General features: G+C 32.7%; 11 protein-coding genes. 7 read left to right on the top strand and 4 right to left on the bottom strand.

Features of this window, described 5'->3' with window-relative positions; all coding sequences use genetic code 11:
• Positions 1-49 precede the first annotated feature (49 nt).
• Complete coding sequence (locus tag CRO04_RS21655; RefSeq protein WP_097006331.1) at positions 50-568, top strand: crossover junction endodeoxyribonuclease RuvC; 519 nt, start codon at positions 50-52, stop codon at positions 566-568.
• 30 nt (positions 569-598) lie between these two features.
• On the opposite strand, the gene CRO04_RS21650 is transcribed toward CRO04_RS21655, so the two are convergent.
• Positions 599-907 carry a hypothetical protein gene (locus tag CRO04_RS21650; RefSeq protein WP_097006330.1) on the bottom strand — a complete coding sequence of 103 codons (309 nt, stop codon included), beginning with the start codon at positions 905-907 and terminating at the stop codon, positions 599-601.
• A gap of 229 nt (positions 908-1,136) precedes the next feature.
• Here CRO04_RS21650 and CRO04_RS21645 point away from each other — a divergent pair, with 229 nt between their 5' ends.
• The 4 genes from CRO04_RS21645 to CRO04_RS21635 all read left to right on the top strand — a co-directional run bounded on the left by CRO04_RS21645 (position 1,137) and on the right by CRO04_RS21635 (position 3,214).
• Positions 1,137-1,688: a hypothetical protein gene (locus CRO04_RS21645; protein WP_097006329.1), complete on the top strand. Its 552-nt coding sequence runs from the start codon at positions 1,137-1,139 to the stop codon at positions 1,686-1,688.
• Positions 1,689-1,995: 307 nt separating this feature from the next.
• Positions 1,996-2,211, top strand: coding sequence for a hypothetical protein (locus tag CRO04_RS21640; protein WP_097006328.1), 216 nt, complete (start codon positions 1,996-1,998; stop codon positions 2,209-2,211).
• A gap of 341 nt (positions 2,212-2,552) precedes the next feature.
• Positions 2,553-2,717 carry a hypothetical protein gene (locus tag CRO04_RS26400; protein ID WP_166432639.1) on the top strand — a complete coding sequence of 55 codons (165 nt, stop codon included), beginning with the start codon at positions 2,553-2,555 and terminating at the stop codon, positions 2,715-2,717.
• Positions 2,718-2,848: 131 nt separating this feature from the next.
• The gene (locus tag CRO04_RS21635; RefSeq protein ID WP_097006327.1) at positions 2,849-3,214 is read left to right on the top strand and encodes a hypothetical protein; all 366 of its coding nucleotides are present in this window, start codon (positions 2,849-2,851) and stop codon (positions 3,212-3,214) included.
• 56 nt (positions 3,215-3,270) lie between these two features.
• Here the strand turns inward: CRO04_RS21635 and CRO04_RS21630 are convergent, their stop codons facing one another.
• The 3 genes from CRO04_RS21630 to CRO04_RS21620 all read right to left on the bottom strand — a co-directional run bounded on the left by CRO04_RS21630 (position 3,271) and on the right by CRO04_RS21620 (position 6,305).
• Positions 3,271-4,542 (bottom strand): ADP-ribosylglycohydrolase family protein, encoded by a 1,272-nt coding sequence (locus CRO04_RS21630; RefSeq protein WP_097006326.1) that lies wholly within the window; start codon positions 4,540-4,542, stop codon positions 3,271-3,273.
• Between the two features lie 108 nt (positions 4,543-4,650).
• Positions 4,651-5,865: an ADP-ribose polymerase gene (locus tag CRO04_RS21625; RefSeq protein ID WP_141401014.1), complete on the bottom strand. Its 1,215-nt coding sequence runs from the start codon at positions 5,863-5,865 to the stop codon at positions 4,651-4,653.
• A 14-nt stretch (positions 5,866-5,879) separates the two neighbouring features.
• Entirely contained in the window at positions 5,880-6,305 is a 426-nt protein-coding gene (locus CRO04_RS21620; RefSeq protein ID WP_097006324.1) for a macro domain-containing protein, read from the bottom strand.
• 178 nt (positions 6,306-6,483) lie between these two features.
• Between CRO04_RS21620 and CRO04_RS21615 the strand changes: the two genes are divergently transcribed.
• Positions 6,484-16,035, top strand: a complete 9,552-nt coding sequence (locus tag CRO04_RS21615; RefSeq protein WP_097006323.1) for a SpaA isopeptide-forming pilin-related protein — start codon at positions 6,484-6,486, stop codon at positions 16,033-16,035.
• Entirely contained in the window at positions 16,025-17,128 is a 1,104-nt protein-coding gene (locus CRO04_RS21610) for a hypothetical protein (RefSeq protein ID WP_097006322.1), read from the top strand. The genes CRO04_RS21615 and CRO04_RS21610 overlap by 11 nt, the downstream gene beginning before the upstream one ends.
• Positions 17,129-17,827: the final 699 nt, after the last annotated feature.

The raw sequence follows: 17,827 nt of genomic DNA, 5'->3' as shown, positions 1-17,827 counted from the left end.
TTTCCTCCAAGTTTTTCAAATCAATCATTATTAAATTGGGAGGATAAAAATGGAACTATGTAGAATGATCTCAATTGATGCTTCAACAAATAAGACTGGTCTGGCAATATATGATAATGGAATATATAAAGAAGTGGATTTAATTGACTGCTCAGAAGATTCCAATATGGATTCCAGGTTTCAGGAGATGGCTAAAAGGGTTTATAGATATTTAGAGGAGAAAAAGCCCTATATTATATATATAGAAGAGACTGTTGTAAAAAGAAATGCGAGCACACAACGATTTCTAACACGTCTGCAGGGAGTAATCTATGCTTATTGTATAAATAATGATTGCGAATTTAACACGATTCGACCGACGGAATGGAGAATGTTGGTAGGTATTGAACAAGGAAAAAAGAATAGAGAAGAATTAAAAGCAGAGGCTATTTCTATGGTGTTTGACAAATTTGGAATAAACGTTACAGATGATGAAGCTGAGGCAATTTTAATTGGGTTTGCAGTAATTGAAAAATTTAAAATATATGAAAAAATGATCAAAAAAGCAGGAGACAAGTACCTGCTTTAATTTCTTGATTTTTAATAATTACTGATGCCACTAGAATATAATATCAGCAATTTCTAATCCTCTTAAGTAAGTTCCGATACTTTCAATTAAATAAGAATACTGATTTACATGAACAATTCCTAAAAACCGATGTTTCTTATTCAGCTTAAATAAATATTGTACCATTTTGTTACGAGCATTATCATAATCACGATAAAGGTTCCCTTTACATTTATTATGATTTCTACTTAATTTCAATTTTTCATTTATGAAATTAACTTCTAGTTCTTTTAAAGTTTTTGCAACACCATTTTCTTCATTGATAAGTAAACTTATAAATATTTCAGCATTCGTAATCATTACCCTTCCTCCATTCGTTAGTGTATATAATATAATGGGATATTAGAAAATAAAATTATTTAAAATTTACAAATGAATTAAAATGTATTTTATTGTGAAAATAGCAAAAAAAATTATTGAATGATATCTTTTTGTTATATTATGAGTTAGCATAAACTGGAACTCTATGTTTTTTATTCTATTTCTTGCATATTATTAATAAATCATTAAATAAAAGGAGATAAAGTGTATGGATTCAATCGCTAATTTAGTTTTAATCATGTTTGCAATTATATTGATTTATGCTGTAATTACATATATTTGTCAGGCTGTTGGCTTATACAAAGTGGCTGGAAAGTTTGGTAAAAATAATCGATGGATGGCTTTTATTCCTATTTTAAATATGTATCTGATAGGAATATGCGTGGACGAAGAAGATCCTTATATTTTACATGCTGGCTGGGTTGCAACATTGGTAAATATATTTATGACTGTATTTGTAGATAATAAATATATTATCCTATTTGGAACGCTTCTGTTGACTATAGCCACTGTTTATTATATATATCAAATATCAGTCAAATTAAATTCTTCCGGCATAGTCCAGGCGATATTGGCATTTTTTGGGTTTAGCCCATTTGTTTATCTTTATTTGGGCTTAAAAGAGGAAAAAGGTAAAGTTGCATTGGAAGAAAATATAAAACCAGAATATGAGGTATTGTCAGGAACCGAAATAGAATCTGTATCCGAATCCAAGTTTGATTCTGAGTTCAATTCAAATGCGGATAACGAATCGGAATAAAAAGCTAATACCGGTGCTGAAATTAATAACAAGGAAGAATTATTCTGTATCTGGGAATAATAAAATAAGTTACTAACAATAAGACTATATATTATGATATACCAGAAAAAGGAGTATTTTAAATCATATGAAGAATTTCAACGGTATATAAATAAGGAGTAAACTACACTGATGATTCCTTAAAGGAATTATTAGAGTCGTTAAATGATGGTGAAACTTTTATCATTTTAGAAAGGGATTAAATATAGTTATCTGAGTAAAAATATTTACATATTAATCCTATCAAAGAATATTGGAGGATTTTAAAATGGATAAGAGTTTGAGAATGATTACATTCCGGTTTAACAATTACATCGATGATAGTGAAGTAAATGATTTTTGTAAGAAACATGATGTTGTGCAGATTTGTCCGCCTATCGCTATACCAATGGAAGTATATAACGATGGACGCCAATGTGGTAATTTAATTACTGTGACTGTTATTTATCGCGAAAAACCAAAGGGCTATACATTAAATAAATAAAGAAGCTTCGGCTTCTTTTTTTATAACATTAAATTAAATAAGAACACGTTTGATTCAACTGGTTTGCATTGATGGAGCGAAAAGACATTACTTCATGGTATAAAAATTAATAGTGATTGCGAATACATCGATTGTATTTGGGATGGCACGTTGAATTCTATGAACTGGTTTTTATAAACGAAAAAAATCTTTGACAGGGATGATAAAGAATTTTAAAATAGTTATAGAATTAATTTTCTGTATAAAATAATATTATAATTGGAAAGGTAAGTAAAGAGTCATTTAAAATTAAAATTAGAGTAACGTGCATAAAAAAAGCAGAATGTAAAGGAGCAAATATTATGGAGATTAACAAAGAGTTATTTATTAAAGAATATGGATATAAAGCCTATCGTGAATTATGCCGAAAAAACAGGGTAATTGCTCCGATTAATACCGGAACGCGTGTTATGAAAACAGAAAAGGTTTACTCTAGAAAGCGTAAACATAAGAAAGAATGGAGATGATGTATATCTATGAAGGAAGATAAAGAATAGAAGATTTAAAAAGGACCATAATGGTCCTTTTTATTTTAAATGCCCACATAGACTCATTTTACTCATAATATATAAAAGGAAATTAAAAAAAGGAGAAAAGAATGAAAGTAAAAGAATTTATTGAAGAATTTATAAGTGATGAAGGACACCTAGATATTTACATCCTTCCATCATTGGTTACGAATAGTAGAGAATTTGAACAAGAACTTTTTCCAAATAGTTCTCTTAATGCTCTTGGAAAATATGCTTGGGATAAAAAGGAAGAATCACTAATGAAGTCAGTGGAAAAATCAAAGAAAAGATTCTCGAAAAGTTATTTATTTGACGGATATAAATTATGTGGACCTGATAATTATACAGCACAGGATTTGCTCAATGCAGAAATTGAAAGAATAGGATGCGCGCGTTTAGGTTTATATATATTTATAAAAGAATATCATCTTAAACCATTCTATCAAAAAGAATAGTAGAATGCTAAGTAACGAAAGTATATACTAGTTAATTACACAAAGCAAAAGAAGCATCAGCTTCTTCTGCTTTTTTGTTCTAATAATCTTAAGGCTTCATCAAAAATATCCTTTGGTTTGCGTTCATCTACAACTTTGATCGCATAATCTGGTACTCCATAATAAGCTCCAGCTATGCTTCCGGCTATCGCTCCGATAGTATCGGTATCGCCATCAAAAGACAAAACATTATTGATTACATCTTCAAAGCTTTCAGCATAAAAGAAACAGATGGCTGCTGCAGGGACAGAATACTGACATAGTGTAGGGCCAGTAGCATATCTTAATTCGTCCATTGTAAATTCTTTTAATGCGACTCCTCGATAAATATACTTTTTCGTTCTTTCTTCAGGATAATATCCAATAATATAATTAAAAATTTGCCTTTTTGAATATCCATGTTTGGCCATCCAAATGGCAACTGCAACAACAACTGCTCCAGTAATACCTTCCATATGATTGTGAGTAGCAGAGGCACTTGCTATGGAATATAAAATCACCTGTTCCAAATCATCGAATATTTCAGCAATAGGAGAAACTCTCATGGCGGACCCATTTCCATAACTCCCATAAGGAGTTAAGCATTCTGAGTGTACCCAGCCATAGAATCCTCCGCCATAAGAAGCGCCAGGAAATGGCATATGAGCATATTTCTTATATACTTCTGTAAATGGGTTTGATGCAAATGGAAAGGTGTTTTGTTCATTAAAATCAGATAAGGAAGGCGGTATTTCTTTTAAAACAAGTCTTTGTTCTAATGCTTTTGCTGTTGCACAGGAAAGTATAGTATCATCAGTCGGACAACTTTCTTCACATATACAATTTTCAAAGTTTAAGTTCTTTCGTTCTTTGTAATTAAAACCAAACTCATATACGCTGCCTGCTATATCACCAAAACAAGCTCCATAAAAAGCGGAAGGGTAAAGATGAGATTTTTTCTTTTCTTCTGAATTTTCAACTACATAAAATTTTTCCTTTAAATAATTTAAATCAATTACATAAATGCTGTTCTCGCATAAATTTTCAAACTCTTTTTCGTTAATCTTGCCTGATAAATAAGCATCCACAACTTTAGTAATAGAGGAAGGAGCAGAACCAAGTTCCAATTGCTCCCTTGCAACTTCCATTAATGTTGGACTTAATCCAGATTGGTTGTAGATAGACGTATCAACGCCGGATAATTTACCTAGCATAATTTGTTCGTTTCTCCATGTAGAATCTTCAAACTCTGCTGTATAATCCAATTGTTTGTTCGATAATTTATTTCTAAGTAACTCAAATATATTCATATAATACCTCTTAATTCATTTATTTTTAGTATGAGTGAAGCTTTGATATAGGCATTATATTTAATTGTATGATTCCTATAAAAATGAAAAAACCAGGAAAGTCCTGGTTTAATATATTTCAACTAAATATTTGATGGTAGATTGTTCTTCTTTATATACAATAATCTCGTCGTTTTTAAGCATAGATCCAGCGTGCGCATGTAAAGAATTTGCTCCATTTAAAGTTTTTTGTAATTTTTCATAGTTAAAATCATAATACTTTGAATCAAAAGAATATACATCATAAGGCTTACCATATGCGACTTCCATCAAAGCCAGGAAACCTGTGGCTGCATGGCCACTTGTCCAATATGCGCCACTTAAAGATGTATAGCCAATAGATTTTTGAGCTCGCGGAGCATAATAAATTCCATATCCAAACATCTTTCCATTTATAATTGCATTAGTTGGCCTAAGTACAAGACCGCTGTTTATAATGGACCACCAGTTTTCGTTTCTGCTGCCATGCCATAAGTATTTGATTTCGTTTATTTTTTCTGATGCTGTAAATTCATCAAATCGTTTCTGCGTTCGAATATTTGTTACTTTCCAAGCCTGCTTAAACCGATGCTTATTTTCTCCGAGAGAATCTTTTATAATTTGAATATCTTGTTCTTCGCATACTTCAAAAGTAATACCTAATGCTTCCAATATAGTTTTCTGATTGTCATCTACAATACCCGTATTTTCTTCTTTCTCCGCTTCAACTTGGACGACTTGTCCTTTCATGACATCAAGTAAATCCTGCTCTCTTTTTATTATTTCTGAAAAATCTTTATTTGTTGTAGCTAGGAAATAAGACACTTCGGACATTTTTCTGGGTATGGCAGAGAATAAGCGAATCAATTCATCATTAAATAAATCAACACGTTTAATTATTACAAGATTTTCGAGTATTTTTTGTGCTTCATCAACCATTGCTTTTGTTACCTTATTAGAGGCAACCGTGTAGTTTTCAGATATTGCCTGCCTGGCTAATTGTTGGAGTCTTTCAACGATTTCGGCAATTGCCTGATCTTCAATCACCTTATATGTATTATCACTTCTTTTATCAATTGCAATTAAATCCTCAATTAATTCGGATTGATCAACATATCCTTTTCGGATCTTTTCTTTGTATTTGCTTTCCCATTTACCCATAGAGTATTCTGCAGTTTGAGGGCTGCTGCCAACACGTCCATATTCAGCAGTCCAGGTATCTCCGTGTGGTATTTGTTTATAATATTTATTATTATTATTTGCAGTTACCATTACTAAGTATCTTGGTTTTATTGTTTTTGACATAATATAATCCTTTCTTATAATGAACAAACTAAAATTTCTACATTCATGTCATCAAATACATCCGTTAAAATATTTCTGACAATGCTCCACTCAAAACCTTCTTTACCACAACCAATATGAGGGATGGCAAGTTTTGTTATGTACTTTTCTTCCATTTGGTATTTCATATCATAGATGGCATCTTCTAAATCAGAATATTGAGCAGAATCGTATTTTACCTTTTTAATGACTAGATTGAAAACATTGTCTATACATAATGCAATTCCAACTCTTCCTTTAAAAGAGTGACTTTGTTTATTTAATTTTTCTCGCATGTTGAATATTTCATCGATTTTTTTCGCTACACCTGCACCAAGTGAAAAATCAGAACTAATGCAATGTGCTAAATAGTATCCCTGAGGGACTGAAAATAAGTCATTCTTTGTTTCGATTAAATTCATAAAACCCTCCTTTTTTGATATTTAACAAAGATAATATGTAACAAATACGCGCGGAGTAATAATTGTATTGAAAAATAAAAAAGAAAGTACGAATAAGATAATTAAGCAAGAAATGTTTACTTCTTACATTATTAATGTAGATATGATATTAAAACCATTTGTATATAAGGAGGATTAAATGAATTTAGAATATAAGAAAGTGAAACAAAGATGGTTATCTTTTTTGATGGCAAATATAATTTCAATTTCATCAATATTAACTTACGTTCCGATGAATGCATTTGCTACTTCTAATAATAAAGATATTACAAACGTTATGGAGAAGGTAGATCAAACAATTTCAAATATAAATAAAATTCAAGATGTTACAGATACAGCACGCGTGTATGTAAACAATACACCGATTCGTCTTGAAGTTTCTAAAATCAAAACATCTATTGGAGATTATGAAGGTCTGCATCCAAATAGTTACAATGAAATGGATGTTGGTGATAACATTACCTATAAATGGTCAGGTAGGATTAATGGTTCAATTACTGAATTAATCAATATCTATGGTACTGAAAATATAGAACTAGCTTATGCACCTAATGGAACCTATTTGGGATATGGTTGGAAAAAAGGAACTCTTGAATATTTGGAATCAAGAAAAGAAAAAGAATCAAAGAATAATGAAATTGTAGATATTAAATATAATGAATATGGAGTATTTGAAGGATATGGATACATAACCAAAAAACTTGAAACCACAGACGACTATAATCGTTATGTCGCAGGTGCGGTCATGACCTTATATGATGCTGTAGAAATATACCGTAATATAGATTTGAATGGTGATGATAGGTTTCCTGGAGTGATGGTAAAGAGAAATTCAAACGGAGATGTTATCTCTGTATATGTAGAAAAAGGATATGCGGGCAATAAGATAGAATATGTTCTTTCAAATGGTAAAGCGGCAAGTGATATGTCTTACGATGTAAGTGACGATATTAATGACACTGGAGATGGTATTTGGATTGCAAAATCAGTAGAACGTGGAAACACACCAATTCTTTATTATAATTTCAATGACTTAAATATCACGAGTAATGACACGTATTACACAAAAGCTTCCGATAATACAAAAGAAATTGACAAGGTATTTGGATTTGATAGATACGACAAAGATGTGTCTCTTTATGGGTTTGATAAATATAGAAATGTAGTAAATGTAACACAAAAGGACGAATATGATTTTACTATATTTGCTTTCCGAAAAGGTGATACAAATCCAGTTTTTGAATTTGACGGAGGGAACTATAATGAAATAAAGTACAATGCGCGTACCAAAACAATTGAGGTAGGAGAAGGTACAGTGATCTACCACCTAGATGAAGAAGGAAAAAGAGATGCTATGGTAGATCCTCAGACAGGTATTGCGTATGTTGCAGAAGAAATAAATAAAGACGAGATTAATAAAGATGTATCTAAACCCAATCGTGTTAATGAAGAAATTCGTAATAAATCTTATAGCACTCATGGAAGGATTTATGTTTGGCCAGTCAATATTAGCAAAGATGGTACTGGTTCAGAAACATTTGAAAAAATAAAAACCAACAGAATCGCTTCTATCAATGAAGATACAAGCCAGGAATATACAACTGGTACTTATACAGGTACAGAGTTTGCTAAAAAATTAAACCCAACTTATGATGAAAACGGACTTCCGATTTATTACCAGAAAACTAATGGAACCTATATAAAAGGAAGTGACAGATACGACCGTGATGGAGACTATTTAGGGTATGGATATAGTGATGAGTTAGATAATAACAACGAAAACTCATACCAGATTAAGAATCATGAGAATTTATATAATGGAGATGCCGACGATCCATTTGATCAGAGTACACATTATCAGTATTCAACATCACAAAAATTAAAGATAACAATTGATATTGATGGTAATTATATAGCAAATGGTGGTAACACAGTTCCAATACCTAGAAGGAACGGATATGTTTTCGCGGGTTGGCTCATTGAACCTAAGAATTTAGCAGATGGAGGTTCTGTTAATGCGTTATGGAAAATAGCGGGATCATCAATGACAGAAGACCAGAAGCAGAAATGGTATTCTGATAAAACGGTCACAGGGCAGACAAAAACAATAACCGTTACATTTAATGCAAATGGTGGCGAATTCTGGAATGGCAGCGGTGATATCCATTCAGCAGATAATAAACTCTATTACAGGCAAGGCGAAGCTTATATTATTGAAAACACCTGGATGACAGGAGAAAATACTCCTAATAATCCTTTTGATACACAAGAAGTAGCTACAATAGAACAGACCAACAATACATCAAATGACCCTTATAAAGCAAGTACGAATATTAATACTCAAAAAGGTGGAAATGTTGATATCATTAAACGTGTACCCGTTGGAAAATATATTATGGAAGAACTTTCTTCTCCAGTTGGATATACTAAAGGATTCCCAGTTGGTGTTTCTGTGAGGGAAAATGAGACAGTACAATCTACTGAGATGGTGGATAAAACAATCAAAGTTGAAATTTCTAAAATTGATGCAGCCAATAAATATAAATTCAACCGATACGAAGACGGTGAACTTGAAACCGATGCATCTGGAACTAAAACATCCGTAAATGAACCGAAAGGAAGTTACTCATTTGAAACGGTCCCTGACGCTGTTCTGGCTATCTATGGTGATAATAAAGATAACACGGACTATGAAAACTGGATTAAGTCTACAGGGTTTGTTTCAGATGATAATAAACATGTAGATGCAAAGCGAGGAAGTTATATCACCGTTAATACTTCAGAACCAATTTATATCGAGAACTTACCTGCTGGAAATTATATTATTTCCGAAATATATACACCTGATGGATATATCACTGCTCAAGATGTAAAAGTAGAGGTCGGAAAAACAGATGATGTGCAACTTGTATTAATCAGTGACGATCACACAAAACTTGAAGTTGAAAAATACTATAATGACGGAAATAATAATGTAGTCATGCCTAATATGTATAGGGCTGGACTACAGCTAAAAGATGTGGCTGGAAATGTAATCTCAGAGTGGAAAACGGATGATATTTCTGATTACCGTAATTTCATGAAAAATTATGAGACATTGGTTTCTGAGAAAAAAGGACCTGATTTTGACTCTGTATCTTGGGAAGCAGAAAGAACTGCGATTCGTCAGTCAGCAACAGACACTAAGGAAAAATGGATTATATCTGATGGTACGAAAGTGCTAATTGAAAACGGAAACATTCCAGCTGATGCACCTGAAGGATTTGCTGAAGCATACAATAATAGGAATAAAGATTCCGAAATCGATAAATTCTCATACAAGATCACTCTAACGGCAGAACGCAAGTCAGGAAAACCCAATAATCAGATTTGGCTGACAAGTACTGGTACCAATATTCACATTTGTACATATAGAGGTAATGATTTCGATGGCAGTGGAAGACAGAAATATATTTCTGAATATAAATTTAACTATCATAATGACTATTCCGGAAAATATAAGAATGTTGTATCGTATGATACGGTTGATGGACGGCATCGTTTTGATTATATTCCAGTTGGAAATTATATCTTACATGAGTCAGAAGTCCCAAAAGGATTTATGCAGACAGCAGATAAACCGATGGAAGTTAAGGAAACAGGCGACATACAAAGTTATACAATGCTTAATAAGCAAAGAGAGCTAGTTGTAACTAAAATGGCTCAAGCATCTGATGGTTTATACTATGCAGGAATAAGAAATAGTGAAATTATGATGGGAAATACTGGTATTGAAATAAAAGGAGCTGAATTAAAGCTTTATCGTACAGAAAAATTTGATAAATCCTATAAAGAACTCTTTAAAAATGGCTCTGTTCCTGACTCTGCAACATTAGTTACTTCTTGGACAACTGGTAATGATGGTGTATATACAAAAGAAGATGAACAAAAAGAAAGAATTCCAAAAGAATATCAGGTAGGTGATTATAAACCGCACACCATAAAAGATGTGGAAGATGGTTTTTACTATCTGGTAGAAACAAAAACTCCAGATTACTATAAAACAGCGGAGCCAATTGAGGTTGAAGTAAGTAACCAGAAATCAGAATTTAATATTGTAAACAAAGCTATGCCAGGAAAAGTGACAGTGCAAAAAAATAACGAAAGAGGAAAAGGACTTCCAGAAGCTTCGTTTATTATAAAAAATAAAACAACGGGAATGACAGCTGGTTATATCATAACGGATAATGAGGGACGAGGAACTTTAATTGTCGATGAAATCGGAAAAATTGGTAAAGACGGTGTTATCGAACCATATACCTTTACGATTGAAGAAATAAATCCACCTAAAGGATACCAAATCAATAGTGAGATCCATGAATTTACATTCAAAGGTACAGATCATCTTGAATATGCATCATCTTATAATCCAAATGACGCAGCAAATGTTGATGGAGTTATAACGGTTACAGATAAAGAAACCGCAATTACAATATCCAAATCTGATTTTGACACTCATTTAGGAGTTGCTGGAGCAACTTTGGCAATCCATAAAGCGGCTTATAAAGACGGAACCTGGAAGGCAGCAGGCGAAGAGATAGATTCCTGGACAACTCTTCTGGGAAATAATACCCATATTGCAAAAGGATTAGTCGGGTCAGAGAATTATATGCTTTCAGAAACAAGTGTACCAGTGGGATATGTAAAAGCAGATAACATATTCTTTAGAATTTCTTCTGATGGAAAAAGTATTAATAAAATTTGGACAGATCCAACCAATAATGCGTACATAGAATTTGTTCCCAATAATGTGACTGGAGCAGTGGAAAAAGTAAACTTTGCCACCAGGACATATGCCGGAGCCAAGACAGTCCTTACTGATTTATATGATGGAACGTCAAAGGAATATGGAACTGCAATGGAAGGCTTTACACTAACGGATAATGAAATTACTGACGGCCATACATATCGTCTGGATGAGGCTGTAAGATTTACAGATAATTCAGAAACAATTATACGTAGTACAACTTTTGTTGCCAAGTTAAGTGAAGGAGTATTAAAAATTTATCCCAAAAGTGCAACAACTGTAGAAAATTTAGTTACTAATAAAGATGGTGCAATTATAGCAAAATGGGAGGCTGATGGAAATATACATTCAATTGAAAATCCTTTATCCACAGATCCTCAAGGAATTACAGTAGTCAATTCGCAGTATGGAAAACGCATTACCGGACAGGACCATGAAGCGGTAACTGGAGGTCTGCAGGTTGTTTATACAATCAAATATGATGGCAAAGGGAAAAACGTTATTTTGAGTCCAGACAATCAAACGGATATCATACGCACAGAGCCGGAAGTAGAGCAGTCTTCAGATGGAAGATATCATTGGACAACTACAGAAGAAAAAGGTACGATTAAGTTTGTGGCAACAATAAAAGATACCGCATATGGAAAGATCAATCAGAAAGTTGCAATAGAAGACAAATCTTATTCATATATGAATCCAGTAGCAATTAATGACGGTACTGGAATGTTAAAGAATACTTCAAAGATCGTCTTATTTAATGATGTTATTGGAAATGATCCAACGAATGAATTAGCTTCTTTTACCTATCGTATTACATTAACTGACTCAAATGGAAATCCTTTAAACGGAAGATACAATTATAGGACTAAGAACGAAAAAAATGGAACACATGCTTTTGATGCTTATGGAACCGAAAAAACCTTTGATGTTGCATTGACTGGATCGGATTATCTAGTAATAAGTGATCTTCCATATAATACAAAATATTCAATAAAGCTACTTGTAACCGATGATTTCAAGTTTTCAGTTCAATCAGGAAACATGAATGATTATGGAAATCCTATCAATTTACCAGATGGAATAACAAAAAAAGAATCTATTTCTAATATATATTTCTCCAATACAAGGAATCTAGATAGTGAGCGCACTATATTCCAAAGAAATGAAAGTTATGAAATAGCAGAACGAGTTGTTATGAATGATGGAACACAATTCTCATTATCACAATCTGGATTCACGTTAGGAGAAAATTGTGAAGTGACATCATTTGATATGAAAAACCGAAAATATCCGATTAAGATTTCAAAACAATACATTACAGGCAATAAGGAATTACCTGGAGCAATATTGCAAGTTTTGGATCTAAATGGAAATCTTTTGGAAGAATGGACTTCCGGAGCAGAAGAACACACAGTTAAAACGACTTTAATTCCGGGAGAAAGCTATATTTTAAGAGAAGTTAGACCACCAGATGGTTATACCTATGCAGATGATATCACTTTTACTGTTAATAAAGATGGAACAATAAATAGAGTTGTTATGTATGATACCTTTACAAAAGTCTATATTGATAAAGTTGATGAAGATAGTAATCATATACCGGGTGCGAAACTGCAAATTGTTGATAGGAGAGGAGAAGTTGTTGAAGAGTGGATATCAAATGGAACAAGGCATGAAATCTTGAATAAATTAAGAGCTGGCGAAACATATACTCTGAGAGAAATGATTTCTCCCGATGGTTATGCTTACGCTAACGATCAACAGTTTACAGTGCCAAAAGACGATGACTTAATCGTGATACTTAAAGATGATGAAACCAAAGTAAGAATCACAAAAAAATCAACAGAATTAAATGAAGATGGAACACATGTTATACTAAATGGTGCTATTCTGCAAATTATGAATAAGGATAAAAAACCTGTTATTGCAATTAAAGATACGAATGATTTCAAGCAAGGAGATTTAATTAAGTTTACATCAAACCAAACAGTTGATATCACTGGGCTTCTAAATGCAGATGAAGTGTATTACTTACATGAAATAAGACCTGTTGATGGCTATGCCTTTGCAGATGATGTGCAGTTTAAAACAAATCGTGATAATACAGTTACATCTGTTGAAATGGTAGATAAGCCAATTATTATGGCAATTACAAAAACTGACATTACAGGTGAATATGAACTTTCTGGTGCAGAAATGGAAGTACAAGATGAAGATGGAAAACTCATTGATAAATGGATTTCAAATGAAACTTCGCCTCATGTAATTGAAAATAAACTGATTGCAGGTAAGGAATATGCGTTAACCGAAAAAGTATCTCCAAACGGGTATGCGTATGTGTCTAATATCACATTCAAAGTTGAGAATGATGGAAATATTACAGTTAATAACAAAATAGTAGAGAACAATCAACTCTTTGTTAAAGATAAACCTACACATGTGGTAATTTCCAAAGTAGATATTACGAATCAGAAAGAATTGGAAGGAGCTCACTTGATGGTTAGGGATATGGAAGGAAATATCATTGATGAATGGATTTCTGGAAAAGAACCTCATGTAATAAAAGGGATTCTTATTGCAAGTACACCAGATCGTGATGGCGATAGTAAGTGGGATAATCAGTCAAAATATAAATTGATTGAAACATACCCAGCTGATGGATATGCTTATGCTAATGAGATAGAATTCACGGTATCTCCTGATGGAACAATTGATAAAGTGAAAATGGAGGATAAATTAACCCATATCGAAATTTCTAAGACTGATATAACTACTGGTGAAGAACTTCCAGGAGCAAAATTACAAATTGTTGATGTAGCTGATACCGAAAACCCGGTTGTTGTTGATGAATGGGTATCAGGAAAAGAACCACATATCATAAAAGGAAAATTAATTGCTGAAAAATCTTATATATTACGTGAGGAAAGTACTCCAAATGGATACACCTTAGCAGAAGATGTGCTGTTTACCGTTTCAAGAGATGGAAGCATTGATAAGGTAAAAATGGAGGATAAACCAACCCAGGTCATTATATCAAAAAAAGATTTTGTAAACAATGAAGAACTTCCGGGTGCACATTTGCAAATCATTGATAAAGAAGGAAAAGTTATTGAAGAATGGGAGTCTACAAAAGAAAAGCACTTAGTAAAAGGGAAATTAATAGCGGGAGAGGAATATACACTTCATGAAATAAGTTCACCAAACGGTTATGCTTTTGCAGAAGATATTAAATTTACTGTTTCTAAAGATGGTACAATAGACAAGGTAGAAATGAAGGACAAACCAACGAATGTGGAAATTACAAAGGTCGATATAACAACAGGTAAAGAACTTTCCGGAGCAAAATTAGAACTGGTTGATAAAACAGGAAAAATAATTGAACAGTGGACCTCAACAAACGAAGCACATAAAATTGTAGGAAAATTAACTGCTGGTGAGACCTATATACTAAGAGAAATATACGCTCCAAAGGGATATACATATTCTAATGAAGTTTCATTTACAGTATCAATAGATGGAACTATAAACAAAGTAGAAATGATTGATAAGCCCACACATGTAGAAATTACAAAGACTGAAATAACAACGGGTAAAGAACTTACCGGCGCAAATATCCAGATAATCGATAAAAATGGATCAATTGTTGAGAGCTTTATATCTACAAATAAGCCTCATAAAATAATCGGAAAATTAGAAGCAGGAGAAACTTACTATATACATGAGGATAATGCACCTGACGGTTATGGATATACATCGGATGTTAAATTCACTGTATCAAAAGATGATACAATTAATAAAATTGACGTCAAGGATGATACGCTTAAAATAACTGTTTTAAAATGGAAGAATGAAAAACATGAAGAGCAAAATCCAGATCAGTTCCTTGGAGGAGCTGTTTTACAGATAATAGATTCTAAAGGAAATATTGTTGATGAATGGAAAACCGAAGAGGGAAAGACTCATGAGATCATTTCTAAGTTCCCATCTACAGGTATCTACATAATACCAGATGAGGTATATACGGTTAGAGAAGTTACAGCACCCGAAGGATGGGCCAAGGCACCGGACCAGACATTTTCGCCTAATAAAGATGGCACTATTAAAATGGTACATATAGTAGATAAGGAGAAGGACAAAGATCACAATCCTGATAAACCAACTATAACAATTCGGAAAACAGATTCAGCATCCTTGAGTATGGGTATTCCTGGTGCGGAATATACAATTTATGATTCGCATGGTAACAAATATAAATCAGTTATAACCGATAATAATGGAGAAGCAACATTTACAAGGCCTAATAGTGGAACTTACACATATCGGGAAACAAAAGCACCAGAAGGATATATGCTTGATAATACGATATACTCATTTACTGTTTCTGATGGAATTGTGTCTGGGAATTTAAATCTAGTTGATTATAAGAAACCGGAAATTGATATTATGAAAAAAGATATAAACACATTAGAATTGCTTCCGGGAGCTAAGCTTGAAATTTATGATAGCCAGGGAAATAAAGTTACTGAAGGTGAAACAGGTCTTGATGGTATCTTTGTTTTTATGCCAGATTATGATGATACATATACCGTAGTTGAAGTAAAAGCTCCTGACGGCTACCGACTAGATAAAAAAAGGTACATTACATTTACAGTAAGAGATGGAAAGGTTAATGGAGAAACAACTATGTATAACTCACGGGATAAAGAAAAGATTGGTAAAATTGATGCTACCTATGATCGAAATATAAATGGTAAGGGATATGCATGGATTGATGACAATGGAATTCTCCATTTTGGTAAAACTGGTGATGGCTTTAGGCTCAAGCTGATTGTTATCGGATGGATAGCTGCTGCTTGTGGATTAATCATAATGCTGATAAGGAGAAAACGTCATAATGAAAAATAAATTATTTGCATTAACTATTGTATTAGGAACAGCTTTTGTTTTAGGAACTGGCACTAATGCTCTCGCCTCTGATACTTTGGCTTTAAATAATAAAGAAATAAAGCGGGAATTTGAATACAAAACAACCGATAAAGAGGAAGAGGTGACAGATCGATTTACTTCCACAGTTACTGAGAATGATAAAATATATACTTTATCGAATATATTAACAGAAGTAATTCATACAGAGTATACAGAAGGAGAATCTATTATATACGATTCTCCGGCTTTTGTCGATGAGACGAAGGCTGAATCACCAAAAGAAACAATGGAACAAAATAATAAGGTATATAAGCTTAAGACAATGGAACTTCTTCCTCGTAGAATTGAAGAGCGCACGCAGCATGTAGAATCAGAAGTCGAATTAAATGATGTGGAGTGGCTGAATGATATACCTCAAACAAGTGATGTAGAGGTAACGGATAATGCCAGAAGTCAAGTAATAACGGCTGAGCTACCTTTAATGAGAGTCAAAACTGATACAGAGAGATGGGTTGACACATTTACCTTTCCAATTACGATAAGTGAATATGATGCAGATTATTTTATGCTTGGCGATACAAAGGTATCAAAGTCTGATTCACTTATAAACTACAAAGAAGATTTTCTTGATTATTTGGGTTTACCAAACGATAAATATAAAATTTCTTCAATTGAATGGGCTGGTGAGGCCTATACCCGTAATGGAGAAATATATAGAAATGCTACAGCTTATGGGCAAAAGCTCATACATAATATTATTGCTATTTATGGAGGAGAGGCATTGTTACCTGCTGTAGATGGAAAATATTATCACTGTACATATGTTAATGAAGAGGCTCCTGGAAACACAATTTATACAATGAAAGCAACAGCAACCTATACGCTTCAAGTATCAAAAAATGAATTCTTAGAAAAATTTATAGAGTGGTTAAAGGCGAATCCAATAGCTGCATTTAGTATTGGAACAATAGTCATACTGATATTTGTTGTAATGATTCTATTTACTTTATCGAAGAAAAGGAAAGTAAGAGAAGAGATCAAAATTATAGATATAGGTAAAAATGAAGAATAATATTTATGATAGTGTTAAGAGTATAAAGCAATTTTCAGTACTTTATAATTTGATACATTAATTGATATAAAAAAGAAGGAGCAATCCTTTTTTTTTCTTTCAATTAATTTTAAGATAATAAAATAATGAATACAAGAGAATATAATCAATAGTGTATGTTTTTACTTGTAAATGAATTTATCTTTATTAAACAGTATAGGCATTCGCTGCTTTTGAGAATTTTCCATCATAATAAATACAGGAGGATAAGAATATGGATGGTATAAAAAAGCAGCAGATTGAACAATTATACAGAGAAACGTTTTCTGAATGTATTAATCTTTATGGTGAAAAGAATTTCTTTTTCTGTGGTAAGAAGATGTATATTAGAATTAGGAATAAGATTATCATTTCTGTAGAATTACAAGGAAATGATACTGCATATAACAATATTGTATTAATGGCCATTGCCCAATATGGTATTTTAGATCAGAATATCACACCTTTTAAAATGATTTTTAAAGAAAGCAAATCAGAAGAGAGTGGTCAAGAAAAATTAGTTAGTCTTAGGACTATTATGGGTGTAACTGGAGAGTATACCGTTATATGGTCAGCACAATTAACACAACAAGATATAATGCTGTCTCTTATACACATCTCCGAGCCCACGAGACAGGCAGAAATCTCGTATGCCGTCTTCTGCTTGAAAAAAAAAAATAA

The organism is Lacrimispora amygdalina, assembly GCF_900205965.1.
In the GTDB taxonomy this organism is placed as follows: Bacteria; Bacillota; Clostridia; order Lachnospirales; family Lachnospiraceae; genus Lacrimispora; species Lacrimispora amygdalina_A.
This window is presented reverse-complemented; position numbering and strand designations above follow the sequence as displayed.